This window comes from Streptomyces aurantiaciflavus (genome assembly GCF_049808595.1).
In the GTDB taxonomy this organism is placed as follows: domain Bacteria; phylum Actinomycetota; class Actinomycetes; order Streptomycetales; family Streptomycetaceae; genus Streptomyces.
The window spans coordinates 101,273-125,535 of record NZ_JBNCAQ010000030.1 but is presented as its reverse complement, the minus strand read 5'-3'; the positions used below and the strand labels follow the sequence as shown (position 1 = coordinate 125,535).

Below are 24,263 nucleotides of genomic sequence, written 5' to 3'. Positions count from 1 at the left end.
GGGGGGGGCGGGGGGGCGCCCCACGTCCAGGGCGGCCTCGGCTATCCGCCGGCCGACGGCGATCACCGGGGACTTGCGGTCGAGGGCGGCGAGGGTGTCCGCGGGGGCGGTGGGACCGAGCAGGATCAGGGCCTCACTGCGGAAGGCCAGCAGCGTCTCGACGGCGGTGTGCTCGTCACGGGTGCGGGTCTGGGTGCTGAGGACGAGGTCGTAGCCGACCTCCTCGGCGGCCGTGTGCAGATGTTCGACGAGCTCGGCGTGGAACGGGCTGTGGATGTCGACCATGACGCCGAGCAGCCGGGTGCGCCGGCTGGCCAGCAGGCTGGCGGTGCGGTCGGGCTGGTAGCCGAGTTCGGCGGCCGCCTTCAGCACACGCTGCCGGGTGCGTTCGCTGGGGCCGGGGACTCCGCGCAGCACCAGGGACACCGACGCGGTGGACAGACCGACCCGCGCGGCCACGTCCTCCAGCCGGGGGCGTCTGCCCGCGCCGTTCGGCTGAGGACCGGAATCGACATCGCCCACTGCGACCTCCCCGGCGAATCTCTTCGCGCCACGCCCTTGACACACCCGTGAAACCGGACTGATAGTACCAGCACTTAAAGCGCTTTAAAAGATCCTGTTGTACCGACAAAGTCAGTCCCCGGACCGGCTCGGGAGTGCGGCACACTCACGCCTCGCGCCTGACGCCTCGCGCCTTTGAGCCGCGCCCGCGACCCCACCCCACAGCCGCCGGCCCGTTCCCCTCCCCCGTCGCACAGTGAGGTGCACGCAACATGAACCGCACACCCCTGCTCCCTTCCCGCAGAATCGTCCCCGCCGTGGCCGTGGCCGCCGCGACCGCTCTGGCCCTCGCGAGCTGTTCCAGCAGCTCCGGCGGCAAGAAGGCCGAGGAGGAGGCGGGCAACGTCTCCGCAGGCAAGGCCGACACCCCCCGTATGACGATCGCGATGGTCACCCACGCGCCCTCCGGCGACACGTTCTGGGACACCATCCGCAAGGGCGCCGAGGCCGCCGCCGCCAAGGACAACGTCAAGCTGATCTACTCCAACGACGAGAACGCCGGCGACCAGGCCAACCTCGTGCAGAACGCCATCGACCAGAAGGTCGACGGCATCGCCGTCACGCTGGCCAAGCCCGACGCCCTCAAGGCCGTGGTCGCCAAGGCGGAGAAGGCCGGCATCCCGGTCGTCGGCCTCAACGCGGGCCTGAGCGTCTGGAAGCAGCAGGGCCTGCTGTCGTTCTTCGGCCAGGACGAGTCCGTCTCCGGCCAGGCACTCGGGGACAAGCTCAACGGCACCGGCGCCAAGCACGCCCTCTGCGTGATCCAGGCCCAGGGAGACGTCAACCTCGAAGAGCGCTGCGCGGGCGTGAAGAAGACCTTCGGCGGCAAGACGCAGATCCTCTACGTCAACGGCACCGACATGCCGTCGGTGAAGTCGACGATCACCGCCAAGCTCAGGCAGGACTCCTCCATCGACGAGGTGGTCACGCTCGGCGCGCCCATCGCGCTCACCGCGGTGCAGGCGGTGTCCGAGGCGGGCAGCAAGGCCAAGGTCGCCACCTTCGACCTCAACAAGGATCTCGTCTCGGGCATCGAGAAGGGCGACATCCAGTTCGCGGTCGACCAGCAGCCCTACCTGCAGGGATACCTCGCCGTCGACTCCCTCTGGCTCTACAGGACCAACGGCAACTACAGCGGCGGCGGTGAGGCACCCGTACTGACCGGCCCGGCCTTCGTCGACAAGTCGAACATCGACACGATCGCCGAGTTCGCCGCGAAGGGCACCCGGTGATGAGCATGACCCAGCACGCCGAGCCGGCGATGACCACACCGCCGACCCCCGGCCCCGGGGAAACCGACGGCCGCACCGCCGAACTCCGCCTCGTCATCCGTCTGTTGGCGCGCCCGGAGGTGGGTGTCTTCCTCGGCGCCCTCGCCATGACGGTCTTCTTCCACCGCGTCCACCGTCTCCCAGTGAAGGCACCTTCATGAAGATCGCCCTCGACCCGTACATGATCCGCGACGTCCCCCTGCTCGAACTCCCCGGTGTAGTGGCCGAGTTGGGCTACGAGTGGATCGAGCTGTCCCCGCGGGAGGACTTCATCCCCTTCTTCCGCCACCCGCGCGTGGACGACGGCACGGTCCGCAAGTTCCGCAAGGCCCTGCACACGGCGGGAGTCGGCATCTCCTCGCTGCTGCCCCTGTTCCGCTGGTCCGGCCCGGACGAGGACGCCAGGCAGGCCGCCGTACGGTACTGGAAGCGCTCGATCCAGATCGCCGCCGACCTCGGCGTGGACAGCATGATCTCGGAGTTCAACGGCCGCCCGGAGGAACCCGACCGCAGCGAGGCGCAGTTCTGGAAGTCGCTGGACGAACTGCTGCCGCTGTTCGAGCGCGAGGGCATCAAGCTCGCGCTGGAGCCACACCCGGACGACTTCATCGAGAAGGGCTACGACGCGGTCAACCTCATCCGGGGCGTCAACCACCCCGACGTCAGTTTCCTCTACTGCGCCCCGCACACCTTCCACATCGGCAACGACGCCCCCGGCATCATCAAGTACGCCGGCGACCTGCTGACCCACGTCCACCTGGCCGACGCCTTCGACCACACGGCGTCCTCCGGCAACCGCTACATCCTCAACCCGCCCGGCACCACGGCCCGCATCCACCAGCACCTCGACATGGGCGAGGGCGAGGTCGACTTCGACGAGCTCTTCCGCGAACTGCGCGCGAACGGCTTCGACGGCACGCTGACCGCCTGCGTCTTCGCCTGGGAGGAACGGGCCAAGGAGTCGTCGGTGTTCATGCGGGAGAAGATCGCCGAGTATCTGGCCGCCTGGTCCTGACCGACCCGGGGTCGTCGATCGCGGGGCAGGGTTCACTGTGGGCGTTTTTTAAAGCGCTCTAATCCAGAAGGGAATCCGGCCTCCTTCGGCGGCTGGAAGGACTCCCTCATCGGCGACTCCCCCATCCACGGCCCCGAAGACATTCGCTTCCACACCCGCCCCAAGGTCGTCACCACCCGCTGGCCCCAACCCACCCACCAGCACACCGCCGGCTTCGACTTCCCCACCTCCAACCGACCTTCGACATCACCCCTTCTCCTCCAAGGACACGCCATGACCACGTCCGCCAAGCCCATCTCCGTCGCGGTGATCGGCGCCGGCATGGCCGGCCGCAGCCACGCCGCCGGTTACCGCAACGTCAACACGGTCTTCGGCGCCGGTCTGCCGCCGGTCCGGCTGGCCGCGATCGCGGACGCCAACGTGGCGCTCGGCGAGGACGCCGCCCGCCGCTACGGGTTCGAGAAGGCGCTCCCGTCCTGGGAGGCCGTCGTCGAGGACCCGACGATCGACGCGGTCAGCATCGTCGTGGGCAACGACCTGCACCGCCCCATCGCCGAGGCGCTGGTCGCCGCCGGCAAGCACGTGCTGTGCGAGAAGCCGCTCGCCGGGTCGCTCGACGACGCCCGTGCGATGGCCGAGGCGGAGCGTTCCGCCGAGGTCGTGACAGCCGTCGGGTACACCTTCCGTCGTTCGCCCGGTATCGCCGCGATCCGTGCGCACGTCCAGCGGGGCGAGCTGGGCGGCCTCACCCTGTTCAGCGGGCGGTACTGGTGCGACTACGCGACCGACCCGAAGGGGCCGCTGAGCTGGCGGTTCAAGGGCGGTGCCGGTTCCGGTGCGCTCGGGGACATCGGTTCGCACGTCATCGACGTCGCCGAGTACGTCGCCGGGCCGATCGTCTCTGTCTCCGGCGCCTCGCTGTCGACGCAGATCCCGAAGCGTCCGTTGCCGCTGGGCGCGGTCGTCGGGCACAACGCCGCTCCCGTCTCGGACGAGTTCGGCGAGGTGGAGAACGAGGACACGGCCTCTTTCACGGCCCGCTTCGAGTCGGGGCTCGTGGGCACCTTCTCGGTGACCCGCACCGGCTTCGGCCTGCCCAACGGGCTCGCCTTCGACGTCCTGGGCCTCGGCGGCCGTGCCGCGTTCGACCAGCACCGGCCCGCCGAGTACCTCTTCGACGACGCCCAGCCCGATGCGCGCACCCGCGGTGCCCGCCAGATCATCGCCGGCCCCAACCTGCCCTACTTCGCCGGCGGCGTCCCCATGGAGGCACCAGGGGTGGGCGCCAGCAACGGCGACAACTTCACCTACCAGGCCCGTGCCTTCCTCGACCAGGTCGCAGGCGTCGCCGAGCCGCTGCCGGCCTGCGCCACGTTCGCCGACGCGCTGCGGACCATGGAGATCATCCGGGCCGTCGTCGAGTCCTCCCAGGCCGGGGGCGCCGCCGTCATGGTCCCGCCCGTCGCCTGACCACCCGCAGAGCCCGCAGGGCCCTTCAGCCCGTAGAGCCCGTAGAGAAGGAAAAAGGACACATGGCCCTCAAGCTCGGTGCCTACACCGCCTGTCTGCACGACCGGCCCCTGGCCGAAGCCCTCGACATCCTCAAGGAGAACGGTCTGACCTCCGTGGAGGTCAACACCGGTGGCTTCATCCCCTCCCCCCACTGCCCCGTCGACCTCCTCCTGTCCTCCGCCACCGCCCGCGAGGAGTACCTGGCCGGCTTCGCCGAACGCGGTATGGAACTGACCGGCCTGAACTGCAACGGCAACCCCCTCAACCCCCTCCCGGGCGTCGGCCCCAAGCACGCCGACGACCTGCGCCGCACGATCCGCCTGGCGGGCCTGCTGGGCGTCAAGCGTGTCGTGACCATGTCCGGTACGCCGGGCTCCGACCCCGACGCCAGGTATCCCTCCTGGGTCGTCAATCCGTGGGACGGCGTCTACATGGACGTCCTGGACTACCAGTGGGGTGTGGCCGTCGAGTTCTGGAAGGAGATCGACGCCCTCGCCCGGGCCCACGACGTCAAGGTCGCCATAGAAATGCACCCCCACAACGTCGTCTTCTCCCCAGTCACCCTCAAGCGCCTCGTCGACGAGACCGGCGCCACCCACGTCGGCGCCGAGATGGACCCCTCCCACCTGATGTGGCAGGGCATGGACGTCATCGCCTCCATCAAGTGGCTCGGCCCGCTGGTCTTCCACGCCGCCGCCAAGGACGCCGCCCTCTGCCCCGGCGCCGACATCCGCGGCGTCCTGGACACCTCCTTCACCCGCGTCCCCGCCGACTCCCCCGGCAAGGTCCCCACCGGCTACGGCTTCTGGTGCAACGCCTGGCCCGACGACCCGGCCTGGAAGTTCGTCGCCGTCGGCCTCGGCAACGACGTCCCCTTCTGGACCGAGTTCCTGCGCGCCCTCGCCGACATCGACCCCCACATGGCCGTCAACATCGAACACGAGGACGCCGCCTACTCCCAGACCGAAGGCCTCGCCCTGGCCGCCAAGAACCTCCACAACGCCGCGGCCGCGCTCTGACCCGTCCCCCATCTCCCACCCCCATCCCCCGTCCTTCTCTCCACACGGCCCCGTCCCCGCCGCACCAGCGGGAACGGGGCCCGTTCGCTTCCTGCTCGAATCCTCCTCGACTCCTCCTCAACGCCCCTTCGTGTCACAGGCGTTGACCAGATCCCGACGCGACAGCACAATGAGCGCGCACGTTTGAGAGCGCTCTCAAAGCCGCCCCTGCCGTCGCGCCCCGCACCGCGCCCACCTCCTAGGAGCCCCATGTCCGGCAGTCAACGCCCGGTCCTCAGCCGCCGTGCTCTGATCGGGACCGGCCTCGCCGTCGGCGCCGCGGCCGTCACCACGGCCGGCTCCGGCACGGCCTGGGCGGCGACCCGAGCGCCTGCCCAGCGCCAGGCGTACGCCTTCCTCGCCGCCGCCATGGACGCCTACCCAGGTCACGGCGCGGTCCGCCTCGCCCAGAGCTATACCGACCAGGCCGGGCTGTTCAGCACCGCGTTCGTCTACGACAACGCCCTCACGATCCTGGCGCAGCTCGCGTCCCGCACCGTGGACGGCCGGTCCCGAGCCGTCGCTCTCGGCGACGCGCTGCTGTACGCCCAGGCCCACGACCCCGTCCACGACGACGGCAGGCTGCGCCAGGCCTACAACGTCGGCCCGTACACGTTCTACGACGGCTCCCCGCAGCCGGACGGCTTCGTCCGCGCGGACGGCACGGCCAACGTCGGGACCCAGTTCGGCTTCACCGGCACGGCCGTCGGCGACATGGCCTGGGCCGGTATCGCGCTGAGCGCCCTCGCCCGCCGGACCGGCGAGCGCCGCTTCCTCACCGGGGCCGTACGCATCGGTGAGTGGATCGAGCGCGTCGGGCGCACCGACGAACCGCTCGGTGGCTACAAGTTCGGCGTCGACGGCGCCGACGAGAGACTGCCCTTCACCTCGACCGAGCACAACACCGACCTGATCGGCCTCTTCGGACAGCTCGCCCGGCTCACCGGGGACAAGGTGTGGCGGGAACGGCGCGCGCGAGCCGCGGCCTTCGTCAGGAAGATGTGGGAGCCGTCCGGGGGGTTCTTCTACACCGGCACCAACGACGGGGTGACCATCAACCGGTCCCCGATTCCCGAGGACACCCAGACCTGGACCCACCTCGCCCTCTCCTCCCCCGCCCACGCCCGGTCCCTGGACTGGGCCACGACCGAGCTGGCCGTCCTGGACACGGCCGACCGGCGCAACAGCACGGTGCCCGCGGGCCAGTCGTACGAGGGGGTCACCTTCAGCTCCGCCGGTCTGCTGGCGAACGAGGACGCCCCGATCGCCGCGGGCCAGCCCAAGCCCGACCGCAACGGCGTGTGGTTCGAAGGGACGGCCCACCTCGCGCTCGCCCTGCGCCACCGGCACGCCCCGGGGGACGAGGCCCGCGCCCGACGGCTGATCGCCTCCGTCGAACGGGCCCAGGACCTCCTCGGCGCCGACCAGACCATCGGCGGCGGGGCGCTCCCGGCGCACTGCGGAGTCGTCTCGGCGAGCAGCCCGCTCGACACAGGTTTCGGCTTCGGCTACTACCCGTACCGGCACACCGGGGCCACCGCCTGGTATCTGCTGGCGGCGACCCGGACCAATCCTCTGGCGGCCTGACCCCACCTCGCCATACGGCCACCGGTGACCGATGGACGGTCGCCGGTGGCCGTATGTGCGGGTCAGTCGGTCGCAGGGCCTTGCGCACGGTGTCGCCGGGCGCAGATGTCACGGGTCGGCCCCGACCTGCCACCCCTAGGGGGTCGTCATGCCGCGCCCGCCCCGTGACGGCCGCTTCGCCGGGGCGGCGGCGCTGGCGGCCAGCCCCAGCAGGAGGCAGATGACTCCGACGATGACGTTGTTGACCACGGTCCTGGTGGTGCTGACGTCACCTGCGACGACCCAGGGCGAAATGATGGTCCACGCGCCCAGCGCGCAGGCGGCCCAGGCCATGCTGTGGGTGCGCTCGTAGGCGCGGCCGAAACCGCCGCTCATCAGCAGCGCGTAGGCGATGCCGACGATCAGGTTGTTGATCGCCAGCGTGGACAGGTTGTTGAAACCCGCGATCCACGGGGAAGCCGCCAGGTACACGCCCGAGAGCAGGGCCAGGGCCTCGACGGCCTGGGCCCGTGGCGTACTGGTGGCGCGCTCCGCCGACTCCAGGCGGTCGCGCATCTCGATGATGTCCGGATGGGTTTCCATGGACGACCTGGAAGAGGTTGTCACTCCCCTCACCTCCGGGAATCTCCGGTCGGTATGTCGACACCACGGGTACCCCTGTCGCCCCACGGCCGAACCACGGCGCGGCTCACTCCGTGACGGACGTGACGGTGGCCGAGCGCGCACGGTCGGCGATCGTGTCGGACGGTGATCGTGCGGTGCCGGCCCCCGGTGTCGGCGGCCTCTTGTCACCCAGGGACGAACCGGGTTCCCACGGGACTCACCTCGCCCAAACAGAACGGCGATCCGCCCGGACCGCGGCCGCGTCGCTGCCATATTCGAAGCCACTTTCGGAGGTGGCTGTGACGCGAGAGGCGACAACATCCCGGCCGAGGGAGACGGCGACGCGTGTGCCCGACGGCACCGCCGAACGCCTCGCCGGTCTCGAAAGCCGTTGGGCGCAGGCCGTGGCTCCGGGCGGGCCGAGGCGACGCGGCGAGTTCGGCGCCCGGGAGCGCATCGACCTGCTGCTGGACGCGGGCTCCTTCACCGAGACCGGCCTGTTCGTCCGGGGCCGCACCGCACGGGACGGCACCCCGGGGCCCTACGGCGACGGCGTGGTCACCGGGCACGGCACGATCGACGGACGTCCGGTGTGTGTGTTCGCCCAGGACTCCACGGTGTTCGGCGGCAGCATGGGCGAGGCCTTCGGCGAGAAGACCGTCGCCCTCATGGACCTCGCCCTGAAGACCGGCTGCCCGGTCATCGGGCTCAACGACGGCGGCGGCGCCCGCATCCAGGAGGGGGTCGCCTCGCTCGCCCTCTACGCCGAGCTGGTGCGCCGCAACGTGCGGGCCTCCGGTGTGATCCCGCAGATCTCGGTCGTCCTCGGGCCGTGCGCCGGCGGGGCCGCCTACTCGCCGGCCATCACCGACTTCACCGTGATGGTGGACGGCGCCTCGCACATGTTCGTCACCGGACCCGACGTCATCGAGGCGGTCACCGGTGAGCGCACCAGCGCCGAGGACCTGGGCGGCGCCCGCACCAGCAACACCGTCAACGGCAACGCCCATTTCCTCGCCACCGACGAGGTGGACGCCCTCGACACCGTACGCGACCTGCTGTCGTATCTGCCGGCCAACAACCTGGAGCGGCCCCCGCAGTACGCGCCGGCGTCCGCGCCCGCCGGCCCGCGGCTGGACGAGATCGTGCCGGACCGGCTGGGGCAGGCCTACGACATGCGGGACATCCTGCACGCGGTCGTCGACAACGGCGAGCTGCTGGAGGTGCAGGAGCTGTTCGCGCCGAACATCATCTGCGCGTTCGCCCTCGTCGAGGGCCATCCCGTCGGTGTCGTCGCCAACCAGCCGTCGCACGCGGCCGGGGTCCTCGACATCGACGCCTCCGAGAAGGCCGCGCGCTTCGTGCGGTTCTGCGACGCGTTCGGCATCCCGCTGCTGACCTTCGCCGACGTCCCGGGCTACCTCTCCGGCGTCCGCCAGGAGCAGGCGGGGATCATCCGCCGCGGCGCCAAGCTGCTGTACGCCTACGCCGAGGCGACCGTCCCCAAGGTCACCGTGGTGGTGCGCAAGGCGTACGGCGGCGGCTACGCGGTGATGGGCTCCAAGCACCTGGGCGCCGACATCAACCTCGCCTGGCCCACCGCGCGCATCGCCGTCATGGGCGCCGAGGGCGCCGTGGGCGTCCTGCACCGGCGCGAGCTGGCCGCCGCCGACGACCCCGAGGCGCTGCGCGCCCGTCTCGTCGCCGCGTACGAGAGCACGCACGGGACCCCCTACCTCGCCGCCGAGCGGGGATACGTCGACGCCGTGATCGCCCCGCGCGACACCCGCGTCCAGGTCTGCCGTGCGTTGCGCGCGCTGCGCGGCAAGCGCGCCCCGATGCCGGAGCGCCGGCACGGCAACATCCCCCTCTGACCGCTCCGACCGCTCTGACCGGCCCGACCGATCCGCCCCCGCCAGTCGATCCCGCGATGTGAGGAGCCATCCCCGATGGACACCCGCCGCCCCCCGCTCGCGCCCGCGTTCCGGAGTCTGCCGGAGTACGTGCGGCACTGGGCCGCAACCACCCCGGACCGCCGGGCGTTCACCTTCGTCGACCACCCGTCCCCGCACTCGCGTGGCGTCCACCGCACCCTGACCTGGCGCCGGCTGGACCTGCGCGTGCGGGCGCTGGCCGCCCGGCTCGCCGAGGAGGCGGAGCCCGGGGCCCGGGTCGCGCTGCTGTGCCCGCAGGGCACGGAGTACGTCACCGCGTTCCTCGCCGCGCTGGCCGCCGGGCTGGTCGCCGTACCGCTGTACCCGCCCGGTCTGCCGGGGCACGCCGACCGGCTCTCGGCCGTCCTGGGCGACGCGCGTCCGGCGGCCGTCGTGACGACGAGCCGGGCTCTCGACGAGGTGCGGGACTTCTGCGCCGGGGCGTCGGTGGCGGTCGTCGCGACGGACCAGGTGCCCGACGCCGTCGCCGGGGAGTGGCAGCCGGTCACGCCGGACGACAGGGCGGTCGCCTACCTGCAGTACACCTCCGGTTCGACCCGCACCCCGGCCGGCGTGGAGATCACCCATGCCAACGTCGTCGCCAACGCCCGTCAGGCACTGACCGCCTACGGTGCCGACGAGCACCCGGTGACCTGCGTCGGCTGGCTGCCGCTGTACCACGACATGGGACTCGTGCTGAGTGTCGCCGCCCCGGTCGTGCGGGGACTGCAGTCGGTGCTCATGGACCCGGTCGCGTTCCTGCAGGAGCCCGTGCGCTGGCTGCGGCTGCTCGCCGCCCATCCGCGCGCGGTGAGCGCCGCACCCAACTTCGCCTACGACTACTGCGCCTCGGCCGTCACCGACGCGCAGAAGGCGGACCTGCGGCTGGACGGCGTCGCCGCGCTGATCAACGGCAGCGAGCCGGTCCGCCCCGGCACCGCGGACCGCTTCCACGCCGCCTTCGCCGCGCAGGGGCTCGCGCCGGACACGCACTGTCCGTCGTACGGGCTCGCCGAGGCCACCGTCTTCGTCAGCGCCGCCCGGCCGCAGCAGCCGCTGCGCCGGTTCGCGCTCGACCGTGACGCCCTCGCCACCGGGAAGGCCCTGCCCGCGCGGCCCGACGATCCCCGGGCCGTGCTGCTGGCCGGCTGCGGTACCCCGGCGGGCCAGCGGGTCCGGATCGCCGATCCCGTCTCCCGTGCCGCCCTGTCCGAGGGGGAGGTGGGCGAGATCTGGGTGCAGGGGCCCAATGTGGGGCGCGGCTACTGGAACCAGGACGGGGCGACCCGGCGCGTCTTCGGCGCCGCCTTCGCCGACGCCGTGGCCGGTCCGGGCGGCTGGCTGCGCACCGGTGATCTGGGGACGGTCCTGGACGGGCAGCTGCTCGTCACCGGCCGGCTGAAGGACCTCATCGTCGTCGACGGCCGCAACCACTATCCGCAGGACGTGGAGGCGACGGCCCAGGACGCGCATCCGGCGGTGCGGCGCGACCGGCTCGCGGCCTTCGCGGTACCGGGCGGCTCGGGTGAGCGGGTGGTCGTGGTGGCGGAGCACGCGCGGACCACGACGCTCGCCGAGATCGGTCTGCCGGACCTGCTGCGTTCCGTGCGCGCGGCCGTCTCCGCCCGGCACGGGCTGCGGCTCGCCGATGTCGTCGTCGTCCCTCCGGGCACCGTGCCCCGTACGTCCAGCGGCAAGGTGTCGCGGGCACTGACCCGCGAGCGCTATCTGGCGGGTGCGTACGCGTCGGAGTCCGCGGAGTGAGCGCCGTCGAGGAGAGGGGCCGGCGGCTCGCGCTGCGCCGCCTGATCGCCGAACGGGTGGCTGCCTGGAGCGGGACGGCTGCCGAGGACGTCCCCATGGACCGGCCGCTGGCGGACCTCGGCATGTCCTCGCGGGACGCGGTCGTCCTGGCCGGGGAGCTGTCCCGGGCGACGGGTCGTGATCTGCCGGCGACGCTGCTGTGGGAGGCGTCCACCGGGGACGCCCTGGTGGCGCACCTGTGCGGCACTGCGGCCGCTCCGGCAGCGGCGGCGCCTCCCGCGCCGGTGCCCGGTGAGCCCGTCGCGGTGATCGGGGTCGGCTGCCGGCTGCCCGGGGGTGTGCACGGGCCGGGGGACTACTGGCGGCTGCTGTGCGAGGGCGTCGACGCGATCCGGCGGGTCCCGGAGGACCGCTGGCGGGACTTCACCGCCTTCCCGCCGTCCGACGCGCCCCCGTACGGGGGCTATCTCGACGACATCGCCGGGTTCGACGCGGACTTCTTCCGGATCACCCCCCGGGAGGCCGCGGTGATGGACCCGCAGCAGCGGATCCTCCTGGAGGTCGTCCACGAAGCCCTGGACCATGCCGCCGTCCCGGCCGCGTCCCTCGCGGGCACCGCAACCGGCGTCTTCGTCGGCGTGTCCGCCCCGGAGTACGGCTCGCTCACCGGCGCCGACCCGGCGGCCGTCGACCCGTGGGCGCCGGCCGGCGGGGCGTTGAGCGTGACCGCGGGACGCCTGGCGTACGTCCTGGACACCCGGGGGCCGAGCATGGCCGTCGACACCGCCTGTTCCTCCTCGCTGGTCGCCGTGCACCACGCCTGCGTCAGTCTGCGCACCGGTGAGAGCGACACGGCCGTCGCCGCCGGGGTCAACCTGCTGCTCTCCCCCGCCGTCGGTGTCGCGTTCGGGCGGGCGGGCGCCCTCGCTCCGGACGGGCGGTGCAAGCCGTTCTCGGCGGCGGCCGACGGCATCGGACGCGGCGAGGGCTGCGCGGCCGTCGTGCTGAAGCGGCTGTCCGACGCCGAGCGGGACGGCGACCGCGTCCTCGCCGTCATCCGTGGCACGGCCGTCAACTCCGACGGCCGCTCCAACGGCCTCCTGGCGCCCAACCCCGCGGCTCAGCAGGCCCTGTTGGCCACGGCCTACGCGCGGGCCGGGCTGAGTCCTGCGCACATCGACCACGTCGAGGCGCACGGCACCGGCACCCCGCTCGGCGACCCCATCGAGGCGGGCGCGCTCGCCGCCGTGCTCGGTGCGGGCCGCGACCCCGACCAGCCCCTGCTCCTCGGCTCCGTCAAGGGCAACCTCGGCCATCTGGAGTCGGCCGCGAGCATCGCCGGACTGGTGAAGACGGTGCTCGCCCTGCACCACGACCTCATTCCCCCGTCCCTGCACTGTTCCGGGGGCAGCGCCCTGGACGACGTTCGGCTGCGGGTGGTGACCGAGCCGGAGCCGTGGCCCCGGTACGGCGGTACGGCCACCGCCGGGGTCTCGGGATTCGGTTTCGGCGGCACCAACGCCCATGCCGTACTGGAGGAATGGCGGCCCGGCGTCCTCCCGCCGCCCCCGGCGGAGGAGGGGCCGGCCGCCCGTCTCCATCTGCTCTCCGACGTCGACACCGCACGCGTCCGCGACACCGCGGCCCGGCTCGCCGACTGGCTCCGCACGCCCGGGGGGAGCGTCGCGCACCCCGCGGACGTGGCGCGCACGCTCGCCGGGCGCACCGGGCGCGGGCCGGTGCGCGCCGCCGTCGTCGCCCGGGATCACGGGGAACTCACCGACGGACTGGACGCGTTGGCCCAGGGCCGCCCGCACGAGCGGGTCGTGACCGGCGACCGTGATCTCGTCGGGCGCGGGCCGGTGTGGGTCTTCTCCGGGTACGGCAGCCAGTGGGCCGGCATGGGGCGGCGTCTGCTCGCCGAGGAGCCCGCCTTCGCCGCCGCCGTGGAGAAGCTCGACGCCCACCTGGCCCCGGAGTGCGGTCTGTCCCTGTACGACCACCTGACGTCCGGGCGCGCTCTCGACCGCCTGGAGGTGGCCCAACCCGTCCTGTTCGGCTTCCAGTTGGCGCTCGCGGAGCTGTGGCGCTCGTACGGCGCCGAACCCGCCGCCGTCATCGGCCACTCCGTGGGCGAGGTGGCCGCCGCGGTGTGCGCGGGCGCCCTGGACGTGTCGGAGGCGGCCCGGGTCGTCGCCGTGCGGGCCCGGCTGCTCAGCGGGCTGCGCGGCGGCGCCATGGCCGTCGTCGATCTCGCCGACGGCGAACTCGACGCGCTGGCCCGGGACTTCCCCGGCGTCCATGTCGCGGTCCACTCCTCGCCCGGCCAGAAGGTCGTCACCGGTGAGGAGCCGGCGGTGGCCCTGCTGGTGCGCCGGTGGGAGCGGCGGGGGCGCGCGGTCCGCGCGATGCGGGTCGTCGGCGCCGGGCACTCGCCCCAAGTCGAGCCGCTGCTGCCGGAGTTGATCGATGCGCTGGCCGATCTCAGGGGCGGGCGGCCCCGCGTCCCCGTCTACTCGACCGTCCTGGACGACCCGCGCGGCGACTGTGTCTTCGACGCCGCCCACTGGGCCGCGAACCTGCGGCGGCCCGTGCGTCTCGACCGGGCCGTCGCGTCGGCCGCGGCCGACGGTCACACCGCGTTCGTGGAGATCTCGCCCCACCCGGTCCTGACGCGGGCCGTCACCGACACCGTGCCGGGCGCCCTCGCCCTCGGCACGCTGCGCCGGGACGCCGACGGCTCCGCCACGTTCCTCACGCAGGTGGGGGCCCTGTACGCCGCCGGCGGACGCCTGCCCCTGCCGCCCGGCCGTGTCATCGACCTGCCCGCGCCGCGCTGGCGGCACGTCCGGCACTGGTGGACGGACGGGCGCACGGGCGCCGCGGCCCCGCCGACGGCACCCGTGCGGGAGGCCGACGCGGTGGAGGACACCTCGGTCTCCGCCCGCCTCCGCCACCACATCGCCGCCGTCACCGGCCATCCCCCGACCCGCGTCGCGCCCTCCACCGCGCTGGCCGACCTCGGCCTGGACTCGCTGATGGCGGTCCGCATCCGCACCGCCCTGCAACGGGAGTTCCGGATCGCGCTGCCCCTGCGCGACCTGCTCGGCGCCGCCACCGTCGAGGAGGCGGCCGCCCGCATCGAGCGGGCACTCACCGCACGGCCGGGGGAGGACAACTCCCCGTTGCGGACCCTGCGCGCCACCGGCTCCCGGCCCCCGCTCTTCCTCGTCCACGCCGCCGGCGGAACCAGCGACGTCTACCGGGCCCTCGCCGAACGGCTCGGCGACGAGCGCCCGGTGCACGGACTGGAACGGCTGGAGGAGGCCCGTACGGTGACCGACAAGGCACGCCGCTACGCCGAGGCCGTCGCCGCCGTCCACCCCGAGGGGCCCTGCCTGCTGGGCGGCTGGTCCTTCGGCGGCTTCGTCGCCCAGGAGACGGCACGACAACTCACCGCCGCCCGACGGGAGGTGGAGCTGGTGGTGCTCATCGACTCCGTACGTCCCCTCCCCCGGCCCGGCCGCACACCGGCCGACCGGATCCGCGCCCACTTCTCGGGCTTCGCCCGCCATGTCGCCGACACCTACGGGGTCCGGCTGGAGCTGCCGTACGACGAACTCGTGGCGATGGACGACGACGGCGACCGTATCGACACCGTGCTGCGGGCCCTGCGCGAGGCCGCCGATGTGCCGTCCGCCGCGCTGGAGCACCAGCGCGCCTCCTACCTGGACCTGAGGATCGGCGAGGCCCACCGGCCCGGGCGCCACGACGGGCGGGTGGTCCTGTTCCGGGCGACCGAGCCCGCTCCGCACACCGTGCGCGACCCGGCGTACGAGCGGGACGACGAGGCGCTCGGCTGGGACGAGGTGTGCCCGCGTCTGACGGTCGTACCGGTCGCGGGGCACCATCTGTCGCTCCTCGACCCGCCGTACGTCGACGAGCTCGCCGCCCGGCTGCGGCGGGAGCTCGCCGAGCCATCCCGTTGAACCGGACCCGAGGAGCCGCCATGTCCCACCGCACCGCCGGAGTGTCCCGGCGCACCGTCACCAAAGCCGCGGCGACCGCCGGGCTGACCGCCCTGTTCGGCGCCGGGGCCGCCACCGCGCGGGCCGCGACCCGGCTCGGGCCGCGCACCCTCGACGTGTCGGTGTCCTCGGCCGCCCTGGGCCGCACCGCGCCGGTACGGCTGATCCTGCCGTCGGGCTTCGACACCCAGCCGGGGCGGACCTACCCCGTCCTGTATCTGCTGCACGGCGCGCACGACGACTACACGTCCTGGACCCGGGAGACGGACGTCGAGGCCATCACCGAGGGCCGGGACCTGATCGTGGCGATGCCGGACGCGGGTCCCACCGGCATCCCCACGGCCTGGCGCAGCGGCCCCGACTACGAGACCTTCCAGCTCACGGAGGTTCCGGCGCTGCTGGCCCGGCAGTACCGGGCCTCCGGCGTGCGGGCCGTCGCCGGGGTCTCCACCGGCGGCTACGGCGCCATGGCGCACGCGGCACGCCATCCGGGCGTGTTCGCCGCGGCGGCCTCCTACAGCGGCATCCTCGACACCACGGCACCGGGCGTGCCGCCGATCGTGGACGCCATCGTCGCCCGCGAGAACCTGCTGCCGTCGGCCCTGTGGGGCAACCCGGTGCTGAACCTCCTCACCTGGCGCGAGCACAACCCGCGCGCCCGGGCCGCGGGGCTGCGCGGCACCGCCCTGTACGTCTCGAGCGGCAGCGGAGTGGCCGGTGGCAGCGGCGACTGGCTCCCCGAGGCGCTGGAGAGCGCCCTGTGGCCCTCCGCCCACGGCTTCACCGACACGCTCGCGCTGCTCCGCATCCCGGTCACCACGCACTACTACGCGGGAGGAGGACACAGCTGGGCCTACTGGAAGCGGGAGTTCACCGCGTCATGGCCGATGCTCGCCCGTGCGCTGGGGGTGCCGGAGTGATGTCGGTGCCGTCGGGGCACGGAACGGAGCGCAGGGGACGTCCGTCCAACACAGGACTTACCCCTCGCCCCACGGGCAACGGCCCGCGGGTGAGCCGCTTCCGGGTGAAAGGAGGGTCCGCCGTGGCTGCCCCCACCCCGCACGGCGTACCGGAAGGTCTCGGCGCCGCCCCGGTGCCGCCCGACCTGGCGAAGCTGCTGCGCGCGCAGCTCGAGGCCGTCGCCGACGAGGTGGAGGAGGAGGTGCGCCGGCAGGTCCCGGAGTACGCGCGGCCGGCCGACGGGACGTACCGCGCGCATCTGAGAGCCGGAGTCGTCCAGGCGCTCACCCTGTTCGTCGACCACATCGCCGACCCGCGCGGCCGGGGGGACGCGATCGCCGCGACGTACTACGAGCTCGGGCGGGGCGAGGCGCTGGAGGGCCGCAGTCTGGACGCGTTGCAGTCCGCGCTGCGCGTGGGTGGGCTGCACGCCTGGCGGCTGATGGGCCGTACGGCGGAGGAGCTCGGGCTGGACTCCGCGGTCGTGGCCGCGCTGGGCGAGCTGGCGTTCCGGACCGTGCACGAGGTGGCCGAGGCGGCCGCGGCCGGTTACGCCGAGGCCCAGCTGCGCAGCACGGACGAGCTGGAACGGCGCCGCAGGCGCCTGCTCGACCTGCTGCTGGGCGACGGGCCGGTGTCCCCGGAGGCTGTGCAGGATTTGGCGCACGGTGCCCGGTGGACGGTGCCGCGGCAGGTCGCCGTCGTGGCGATCGCGGCCGGCGCGGACCAGCGGGAGAAGGACCGGCCCTTGGCGGCGGCGGGTGCGCTGGTGGACATGGAGTCCCGGCCGCCCCGGATGCTGGTGCCCGACCCTGAGGGTTCCGGCCGCTTCGGCGGCCGGGCGTTCGCCCTCGCCCTGCGTGGCCGTCCGGCGGCGATCGGCCCGACGGTCCCGCTCACCGAGGCCGCCCGGTCGCTGCACTGGGCCACCCGGGCCCTGGGGCTGATGGGCCGGGGCGTCCTCCCCCGGCAGGGCGTGGTGCGGTGCGCCGACCACCTCTCGACCCTGCTGCTGCACGGCGACGAGCCGCTGCTGGCCCAGTTGGAGGCGCGTGTCCTCGCGCCGCTGGACGCGGTCTCCGAGGGGCAGCGCGCCCGGCTCGCCGAGACGCTGCTGGCGTGGCTGCTCAGCGGCAGCAACGTGCCCGACGTCGCCACACGGCTGCACGTCCATCCACAGACGGTCCGCTACCGCCTGCGCCAGCTGGAGAAGCTGTTCGGCGACGCGCTGCACGACCCCGGCGCCCGCCTGGACCTCATCCTGGCCCTGCGCGCCGGGGAACTGCGGCACCACCGCACCTTTTCCGCGTGACGCATTCCGCACGCTCACCTCGGCAACAAAAAAGCGGGGGCTTCTGAATTCCCGTCCATAACACCCGGTCCGGAAACACGAATACGTTCGGGACGTCCTTTTCCGCAGGCGCTCACGCGCCCCACCCGCAAAGGATCCCCATGCGCATTCGCTTGTGTCTCGCCGCGCTCTCACTGGTCGGCGGGGCCGGACTGGCCACCCTCTCGGCACCCGCGGCATCGGCTGCGGCCTGCACGGACATCGACGTTGTCGCGGCCCGCGGCACGTTCGAGCCGGGCACGCTCGGTTTCATCGTCGGCGACCCCGTGTATTCCGCGCTGCAGAAGAAAATCACGGGCAAAACCCTGTCCAGCTACAAGGTGAACTACCCGGCCGACCTTTCCCTCACGTCGGCCGCGCAGGGCAACGCGGACCTGGTGAACCACGTCAAGAGCCAGGCGGCCGCCTGCCCGAATCAGCGTTTCGTGCTCGTCGGGTATTCGCAGGGCGCGAACGTCGTCGACAATTCCATCGGCATCAGCAGCGCCGGCGCGGTCGTCGGCAGCCCCATCGTGGCCACCGTCCCGGCCGCTCTCGAACCGAGGGTCGCCGCGGTGCTGCTGTTCGGCAACCCGATCCGGGCCCTCGGCAAGAGCGTCACCGGCACCTACCAGAGCCGTACCCTCGACCTCTGCGCGCAGGGCGACCCCATCTGCGAGAACGGCGGAGACGACGTGCTGGCGCATCTCGGCTACACCGCCGACGCCGACGCGGCGGCCACCTTCGCCGCGGGCAAGGTCTGAGCCGTACCGTCTCACCGACGGACACGGCAGGGCCCGGGAGGATCGCTCCCGGGCCCTGCCTGTGTTCCGGGCGCGCCTACCTGGGGGCCCGGGCGAACTCCGTGAGGTGGGTGGAGACGGGCTCGGGCCGGCCGTTGTTCTGCTCGGGGGCCGCGGTCAGCACGTCGAGGTGCTGGTAGCCGTCGGCGACCACGGGGTGCAGGTCGGCCGGGATGCGGCCCGCGAGGAGTCCGTCGCCCGCCAGGACGGTGAGCGTCGGGTTGGCGGTGAGTCCGTCAGGGTGCGCGACGAGCTTCTTCACCTGGGGCGAGGTGCCCAGTTGGAGGTCGGTGACCAGCTTGGTCGGGAAGTACTGCTCGGTGAAGTCCAGCGGTTGCTCGGCCAGGCTGCGGGCCAGTTCCTGGAGGTCGGTGACCTCCTTGCCGGCGCCCGTGAAGGGCGTCCCGTCGGCCGAGCGGTACCCGGGGTCGTCGGGATCGCCGACACGGTCGTAATCGCGCCATGTGTAGAGCGGCCCGTGGGGCCGGTCCGGGATGGCCTTGTAGTCGGTGCCGAACAGCCCGGCCGGCTGCGAACCGCCGTTGGCGACGGGGAAGTTCTTGTCGGCGATCGGCCCGCCGTCGAAGAAGCCGACGCTGCTCTGGAGGAACGCCAGAGGCACGGAGTTGTCGTCCATCAGCGCTCCGAGCACGGCGGCGTTGGTGAGCCGGAAGTCCTTCACCGCGGGTGAGCCGCTGAGGAAGGTCGCGGCGTCCTCGGAGAACAGGAAACGGTTGGTGGCCTCGATGTTGAGGTTGGAGGGCAGATAGCGGGGCAGGTCGGCCTCCGCTCCGGGATCTTGTACGGCGCCCAGTCCGGCGATGGCCAGCAGGGTCATCGTCTCGGGGTTGAGCAGGACCGGCGCGGACAGCGAGCGCGGCAGCAGCCCGCTGTCGAGCCCGGCCTGCACGGCGCCGTAGCCGAGGCCGATGTCGGGCAGGTTGGTGTCGTCCGGGATGCTGCCGCTGAGGTCGGCGAGCGAGGTGGAGACGGTGGTGTCGAGGGCGAAGTAGCCGGCGCACTGCCGGTACCCGGCGTCGGCGGTGGTGGCGCGGTCGCCGTCGAAGTCGGCGGCCGCGAAGTACCCCGTGACGACGCCGCCCAGGGAGTGGCCTCCGCACAGCACCTTCCGCTTGCGCAGGCCCTGGTCGGGCAACTCGGCGGTGAGCAGGTCGTACTGGTCGCGGACGGTCTGCTCGATGCCGAGCTTCGCCATCCATCCCAGCCGGTCGTTGCCGAGGAACCCGGCGAAGGCGCGGCCGTCGACCTGTCTGCCGCGGTAGTAGTAGTCGACGGCCGTGTGCTGGTCGCCGGAGGCGATGCCGGTGCGGTCCTCCAGGCAGTTGGAGCGCCGGTCCAGGGCCCAGAACTCGATGTGCAGGCCCTGTGCGGCGGCGCGCGCCACCGTGTTGCGGGCGACGCTGTCGAACGCTCCGGCCCCTTCCAGGATGCCCGGCTGGGCGACGAGGATCCGGTCGGCGTCGGCGGAGGCCGCCGGCCCGTCGGCGGCGCGGTAGCGCAGGTACGACAGCCAGTCGCACGCGGCCGGACGGGTCCCGAAGGAGGCCGGTAACGGCGCCTTCACCCGCACCACCGACTCGGTCACCCCGGCGACCGGACTCGTCGACGCCACGGGTGTCTCGGTCCTCCCGCCGTCCGCCCGCGCGTTCGGGGCGGCCGCGGTGAGCGTCCCGGTGGTCAGCAGCAGCGCGAGCGCGGCGCCGCGCAGGGCTTGTGCGGTTCTTCCTCTGCTGAGACGTGTGTTCATGGCCGGACCGTAGGTCCGCGCGGACCACGCGGTCGGGCGTTGCTCACAAGAACGCAGCACTGGGGCGGTGGCTTTGTCCGCGCGGGACGAATGCCGGCGCCTCGGCGGTGCTCGACGGATGTCAGCGCTTGACGAACTGGGCCCGGCCGGGCTGGTCGACGTTCGGGGTGATGGCGATGCCCGTGTCGGTCAGTCTCTCGCCGTAGATGTCCGTGACGCGGATGTCGGAACCGCAGCCGGCGCCGTCCGCGGAGACGAAGTAGTTGTAGTCCTGGCGCGGCAGTTGACGCCAGGTGGAGCCGGTGCGGACTTCCAGGGTGGCGACGGGGTTGCGGTGGTTGCGGACCTGGATGCCGCACCACCACTGCGAGGAGCCTTCCTTGTAGCGGTAGGCGACGGGGCCGCTCAGGTCCGGGCTGACCAGTTTCCAGGTGATCGGCACCCGGCCGGCCACGGGATCGGCGATGCGGGCGAAGGCGCGCTCACCGAGGTCGACGTCCCCGGGCCTGCACTCCGGGCAGCGGTCGACGATCTTCACGGTGATCTCACCCCGGGGGCCCTTCACCTGGAGATACGCCCCGCACATCCGGGAGTTCTCGTAGTCGGTGTGGTTGAGGGCCGCGATGCCGATGTCGCCGGTCGCGTCGTAGAGGCAGTTCCCGACGCCGGTCGCGCCGTAGAAGGTGCCCTCACCGGCGTACGTGGTACCGGGCTGGACCGCGGCCTGTGCCGGTGACGTCGTCGCCCACCAACAGGCCAGGGCGCCGACGAGGAGAGTGAGGGGCCTGCTGCGCATGCGGGTGCCTTTCGAGGACGGTGGGTCGCGCTCGGGCGACGTGATCCTGACACCCTCGAAAGATCAGTTGAAAGTGCAATTACAGCCACTCGGCGAACGGCCCGGTCCAGGTCGAGGCACCGCACCGGTCACACCACGCTTCGGCGGGAAAACAGTGCAACCATCGGGCTGGTCAGGCTGTCTCAGCTGATATCGGACACACCCTCTGGGGGACATCATGGTGCGCAACAGAACCGTTTGGGCCACCGCCGCCCTCATGACCGTGGCACTGGGCGTGGCCGCGGTCCCCGCCGAGGCGACCGCCCCGGCCCAGGCCACGCGGGCCGCCGCCTGCCCCACCGGCTGGGGCAGCCTCGACAAGACGTACCCCTCCGGTACGTCGGCACCGGTGGAGAACGTCAGGACCGGCCGCCACGACTGCTACGACCGGTTCGTCGTCGACGTCCCCGGCGCGGCCGTCGACGAGCTCGGCTTCTCCGTCGGGTACGTCGACCAGCTCCACCAGGACGGCTCCGGCCGCCCCATCCCCGTCGGCGGCGGAGCCGTCATCGAGGTCCGGGTGAACGCTCCCGCCTACGACATCGAGACCGGCACCCCCACCTACCCCGGACGTGTCGCCCAGCCCCTTCCGGGCGTGGACCTCACCGGCTACCGCACCTTCCGTGACACCCGGTTCGCCGGCAGCTTCGAGGGCGTGACGCAGTTCGGCCTCGGAGTACGGGCCCGGCTGCCCTTCCGGGTGCTGCGCCTGGCCGACCACGTCGTGGTGGACGTGGCGCACACCTGGTGACACCCCGGATGAAGGAGGTCGCGGGGCGGGAGAGCGTCCGCCCTGGACCTGCTCGGTGCGGAGGCGCACGCTGAGGAGAGGGCGGGAAGGACGTCCCGCCCGCGAAGGCCCGTCCCGAAGCCTCGCCTCCCGCTCCGCACGGAAGTGATCGCGATGGAATCCAAACAGTGGACCGTGCAGATCTTCATCACCGAGGACGGCGACGACACCCACGCGCGTGCCGTGCTGACCACCGACGAGACCTCGACGGTCACCGGCCAGGGCACGGCCCGGCGCAACCCGCTCGACCGCCCCATCGCGGAGATCGGCGACGAACTCGCCGCCAGCCGCGCTCTGGACGACCTCGCCATCCGGCTGCACGACGTCGCCTCCGACGACATCGTGCAACTGGCGGGCCCCGTCGAAGCGTGACGGCGTCCCCCTGAACCCGTGCACCACCGTCGGCGCCGACTCGCGTCGGGCATGCCGACGGCGCCAGGGCGGGCATGTCCGTCCCGGCGCCGCGGAGGGCTCCGCTCACGGCACGTGCCGCGGAGCTCGCGTCAGAAGGTCAGGGATAGATGCGCGGCAGGAGCGCGAAGTCGTCCGCGTTGGGCACGGTGGTCGAGGTGCGCGAGCTGTACATGCAGCTCGACGTGGACGTGCCGTGGCCCAGCCCGAGCACGTGCCCCGCCTCGTGGCAGGCGGTGTTGCGGTGCTCGGCGGCGCTTCCGCCGTAGTAGTCGTTCAGCTGCATGGAGACGCTGCCGTCGACGAGGTAGCGGTCGGAGTTGTACGAGTAGGACGTCTGCCCCGTCCAGCCGGTGTTGCCGTAGTTGCTGTTGTAGACGTGCGCGCAGTGGCGCCCGCCGCCGGGGCAGCCGTCGGTGTACCAGCGGTAGTAGGAGTCGATGCCCACCGACTCGTGCCACTTCGGGACCACGGCGGTCATCGGCCAGGCCGAGGACGTGTGGTCGAGGAAGTACACCTGCGGGTCGGCGAAGCCGTTGTGCGCCCACCGGACGGGCGAACACTCCATCGTGCGGGCCGTGCCGTACGAGCAGGGCAGGGCGCGTGTCGTCATGTCACCCGACGTGGGCGCCTGGACGCCCCGCACCCCCTTGGCCTTGAGCTTCTTGGCCAGCGCGTCGGCGCTGACCCCCGGGGCCGGCCGATAGACGGTGACGGACGTGGTGCCGTCGGCGTTCTGCCTGACCGCTTGGACGTCGCCGGTCGCGTCGGCCTGCGCCGCGGGCGCGGCCCGGTAGGTGGACGCGGCCTCGGAGCCGGGTGCGGCGGTGGCCTGGGCCGGTATCCCCAGGCTCACGGCGAGGACGGTGAGCACGGTCAGCGCCCAGCCGGTGGTCCTGTGTCTCGACAGACGGTTCATGCGGAGTTCTCTCCCTTGCTCGGTGGTGGTCGATGGCGCACTGAGCAGGGAGGGGAAATGAGGTCAGCCGACAGGGCGGCGTCGCCGCCAGAAGGGATCCGTTCCGGCCCCCGATTCCCCCGCCCCCCGACCCGACGCGGTCAACCGTCGGGCGTGTTCACGACAAGCAAGCTAGAGGTGTGTCGATGCCATGACAAGACGCGCGACGGCACCCGAGCGGTTTACAAGGGGCACGCGGCGGGCTAACGTACAACCAAATGGTTGTAGATGAGGAGAGTGACAGCGGCCTGGACCGGGTCTTCCACGCCTTGGCGGACCCGACGCGCCGGGACATACTCCGCCGCTGTGGCCTCGGCGATCTGTCGGTGTCCCACCTGGCCGCCGCCTACCCGATGAGCTTCGCCGCGGTGCAGAAGCACGTGACGGTGCTGGAGCGGGCCGGACTGGTCAGCAAGCACCGCCGGGGGCGGGAACAGCTCGTCCGCACGGAGCCCGAGGCCGTGTCGCGGGTCCGGCAGGCGCTCGACGAACTGGAGACTCTGTGGCGCGGCAGGGTGGAGCGGATGTCCGACCTGCTGACCCAGGACCCCCGCACGGAAGAGCACGATCCGAGAGAAGGACAGGGCAGATGAGCGTGACCAGCGTGGACAAGGACTACGACAGCCTCACCCTCACCGTGATCGCCGACTTCGCCGCCCCGGTCGACGAGGTGTGGCAGCTGTGGGCCGACCCCCGGCGGCTGGAGCGTTGGTGGGGACCGCCGACCTACCCGGCGACGGTCGAGAACCACGACCTCGCCCCCGGCGGCGAGGTCACCTACTTCATGACGGGCCCCGAGGGCGACAAACACCGCGGCTGGTGGCGCGTGACGTCGGTCGCCCCGCCCACGTCGCTGGAGTTCACCGACGGCTTCGCCGACGAGGAGGGCGTCCCGAACCCCGCCATGCCGGTCACCACCGTGCACGTACGGCTGACCCGGGACGGAGAAGGCACCCGTATGGAGATCCGCTCCGCCTTCGACACCCGGGAGCAGATGGACCAGCTGGTGACGATGGGCATGGAGGAGGGGATGAGGCAGGCGGTCGGCCAGATGGACGGCCTCCTCGTCGGCTGA

General features: G+C 72.5%; 20 protein-coding genes and 1 pseudogene. 16 read left to right on the top strand and 5 right to left on the bottom strand.

Going from position 1 to position 24,263, the window contains the following annotated elements; genetic code table 11:
• A partial coding sequence (locus ACPT94_RS30765; protein ID WP_425247331.1) for a LacI family DNA-binding transcriptional regulator occupies window positions 1-522 on the bottom strand: 522 nt, incomplete at its 3' end.
• Between the two features lie 251 nt (window positions 523-773).
• On the opposite strand from ACPT94_RS30765, the gene ACPT94_RS30760 reads away from it, so the two are divergent.
• The 6 genes and pseudogenes from ACPT94_RS30760 (at window position 774) to ACPT94_RS30735 (ending at window position 7,004) form a co-directional block, all read left to right on the top strand.
• On the top strand, window positions 774-1,793 hold the full coding sequence (locus tag ACPT94_RS30760) for a sugar ABC transporter substrate-binding protein (RefSeq protein ID WP_360335777.1): 1,020 nt from the start codon (window positions 774-776) through the stop codon (window positions 1,791-1,793).
• Window positions 1,793-1,954: pseudogene (locus ACPT94_RS30755) on the top strand (ABC transporter permease); the annotation flags it as partial. The gene ACPT94_RS30760 and the pseudogene ACPT94_RS30755, both read left to right, overlap by 1 nt.
• Before the next feature lie 35 nt (window positions 1,955-1,989).
• Entirely contained in the window at window positions 1,990-2,847 is an 858-nt protein-coding gene (locus ACPT94_RS30750; protein ID WP_425247330.1) for a sugar phosphate isomerase/epimerase family protein, read from the top strand.
• A gap of 273 nt (window positions 2,848-3,120) precedes the next feature.
• Window positions 3,121-4,317 carry a Gfo/Idh/MocA family protein gene (locus ACPT94_RS30745; protein ID WP_360335781.1) on the top strand — a complete coding sequence of 399 codons (1,197 nt, stop codon included), beginning with the start codon at window positions 3,121-3,123 and terminating at the stop codon, window positions 4,315-4,317.
• A 62-nt stretch (window positions 4,318-4,379) separates the two neighbouring features.
• Window positions 4,380-5,378, top strand: a complete 999-nt coding sequence (locus ACPT94_RS30740) for a sugar phosphate isomerase/epimerase family protein (protein WP_360335783.1) — start codon at window positions 4,380-4,382, stop codon at window positions 5,376-5,378.
• A gap of 249 nt (window positions 5,379-5,627) precedes the next feature.
• Window positions 5,628-7,004, top strand: coding sequence for a Tat pathway signal sequence domain protein (locus tag ACPT94_RS30735; RefSeq protein ID WP_425247329.1), 1,377 nt, complete (start codon window positions 5,628-5,630; stop codon window positions 7,002-7,004).
• A 135-nt stretch (window positions 7,005-7,139) separates the two neighbouring features.
• Here ACPT94_RS30735 and ACPT94_RS30730 read toward each other — a convergent pair whose 3' ends face one another.
• Window positions 7,140-7,586: an SPW repeat protein gene (locus ACPT94_RS30730; protein ID WP_360335787.1), complete on the bottom strand. Its 447-nt coding sequence runs from the start codon at window positions 7,584-7,586 to the stop codon at window positions 7,140-7,142.
• Window positions 7,587-7,954: 368 nt separating this feature from the next.
• Here ACPT94_RS30730 and ACPT94_RS30725 point away from each other — a divergent pair, with 368 nt between their 5' ends.
• The 6 genes from ACPT94_RS30725 to ACPT94_RS30700 all read left to right on the top strand — a co-directional run bounded on the left by ACPT94_RS30725 (window position 7,955) and on the right by ACPT94_RS30700 (window position 18,387).
• Window positions 7,955-9,481 carry an acyl-CoA carboxylase subunit beta gene (locus ACPT94_RS30725; protein ID WP_360335789.1) on the top strand — a complete coding sequence of 509 codons (1,527 nt, stop codon included), beginning with the start codon at window positions 7,955-7,957 and terminating at the stop codon, window positions 9,479-9,481.
• 75 nt (window positions 9,482-9,556) lie between these two features.
• Window positions 9,557-11,305 (top strand): fatty acyl-AMP ligase, encoded by a 1,749-nt coding sequence (locus ACPT94_RS30720; protein WP_360335791.1) that lies wholly within the window; start codon window positions 9,557-9,559, stop codon window positions 11,303-11,305.
• Window positions 11,302-15,294 carry an acyltransferase domain-containing protein gene (locus ACPT94_RS30715; RefSeq protein ID WP_425247328.1) on the top strand — a complete coding sequence of 1,331 codons (3,993 nt, stop codon included), beginning with the start codon at window positions 11,302-11,304 and terminating at the stop codon, window positions 15,292-15,294. The genes ACPT94_RS30720 and ACPT94_RS30715 overlap by 4 nt, the downstream gene beginning before the upstream one ends.
• A 20-nt stretch (window positions 15,295-15,314) precedes the next feature.
• Entirely contained in the window at window positions 15,315-16,253 is a 939-nt protein-coding gene (locus ACPT94_RS30710; RefSeq protein WP_425247327.1) for an alpha/beta hydrolase, read from the top strand.
• A gap of 122 nt (window positions 16,254-16,375) precedes the next feature.
• A complete protein-coding gene (locus tag ACPT94_RS30705; RefSeq protein ID WP_425247326.1) occupies window positions 16,376-17,605 on the top strand; it encodes a PucR family transcriptional regulator in 1,230 nt (409 codons plus the stop codon).
• Window positions 17,606-17,745: 140 nt separating this feature from the next.
• Window positions 17,746-18,387: a cutinase family protein gene (locus ACPT94_RS30700; RefSeq protein ID WP_360335799.1), complete on the top strand. Its 642-nt coding sequence runs from the start codon at window positions 17,746-17,748 to the stop codon at window positions 18,385-18,387.
• 76 nt (window positions 18,388-18,463) lie between these two features.
• On the opposite strand, the gene ACPT94_RS30695 is transcribed toward ACPT94_RS30700, so the two are convergent.
• On the bottom strand, window positions 18,464-20,194 hold the full coding sequence (locus ACPT94_RS30695; protein WP_360335801.1) for a hypothetical protein: 1,731 nt from the start codon (window positions 20,192-20,194) through the stop codon (window positions 18,464-18,466).
• A gap of 121 nt (window positions 20,195-20,315) precedes the next feature.
• Window positions 20,316-20,990: an expansin EXLX1 family cellulose-binding protein gene (locus tag ACPT94_RS30690; RefSeq protein ID WP_425247325.1), complete on the bottom strand. Its 675-nt coding sequence runs from the start codon at window positions 20,988-20,990 to the stop codon at window positions 20,316-20,318.
• Window positions 20,991-21,207: 217 nt separating this feature from the next.
• Between ACPT94_RS30690 and ACPT94_RS30685 the strand changes: the two genes are divergently transcribed.
• Window positions 21,208-21,780: an AMIN-like domain-containing (lipo)protein gene (locus ACPT94_RS30685; RefSeq protein WP_360335805.1), complete on the top strand. Its 573-nt coding sequence runs from the start codon at window positions 21,208-21,210 to the stop codon at window positions 21,778-21,780.
• Window positions 21,781-21,933: 153 nt separating this feature from the next.
• Window positions 21,934-22,191: a DUF1876 domain-containing protein gene (locus ACPT94_RS30680; RefSeq protein ID WP_360335807.1), complete on the top strand. Its 258-nt coding sequence runs from the start codon at window positions 21,934-21,936 to the stop codon at window positions 22,189-22,191.
• A 139-nt stretch (window positions 22,192-22,330) separates the two neighbouring features.
• Here ACPT94_RS30680 and ACPT94_RS30675 read toward each other — a convergent pair whose 3' ends face one another.
• Window positions 22,331-23,149, bottom strand: coding sequence for a matrixin family metalloprotease (locus ACPT94_RS30675; RefSeq protein ID WP_360335809.1), 819 nt, complete (start codon window positions 23,147-23,149; stop codon window positions 22,331-22,333).
• 257 nt (window positions 23,150-23,406) lie between these two features.
• Here ACPT94_RS30675 and ACPT94_RS30670 point away from each other — a divergent pair, with 257 nt between their 5' ends.
• Window positions 23,407-23,781, top strand: a complete 375-nt coding sequence (locus tag ACPT94_RS30670) for an ArsR/SmtB family transcription factor (protein WP_360335811.1) — start codon at window positions 23,407-23,409, stop codon at window positions 23,779-23,781.
• On the top strand, window positions 23,778-24,263 hold the full coding sequence (locus ACPT94_RS30665; protein ID WP_360335813.1) for an SRPBCC family protein: 486 nt from the start codon (window positions 23,778-23,780) through the stop codon (window positions 24,261-24,263). Before ACPT94_RS30670 ends, ACPT94_RS30665 begins: the two co-directional genes overlap by 4 nt.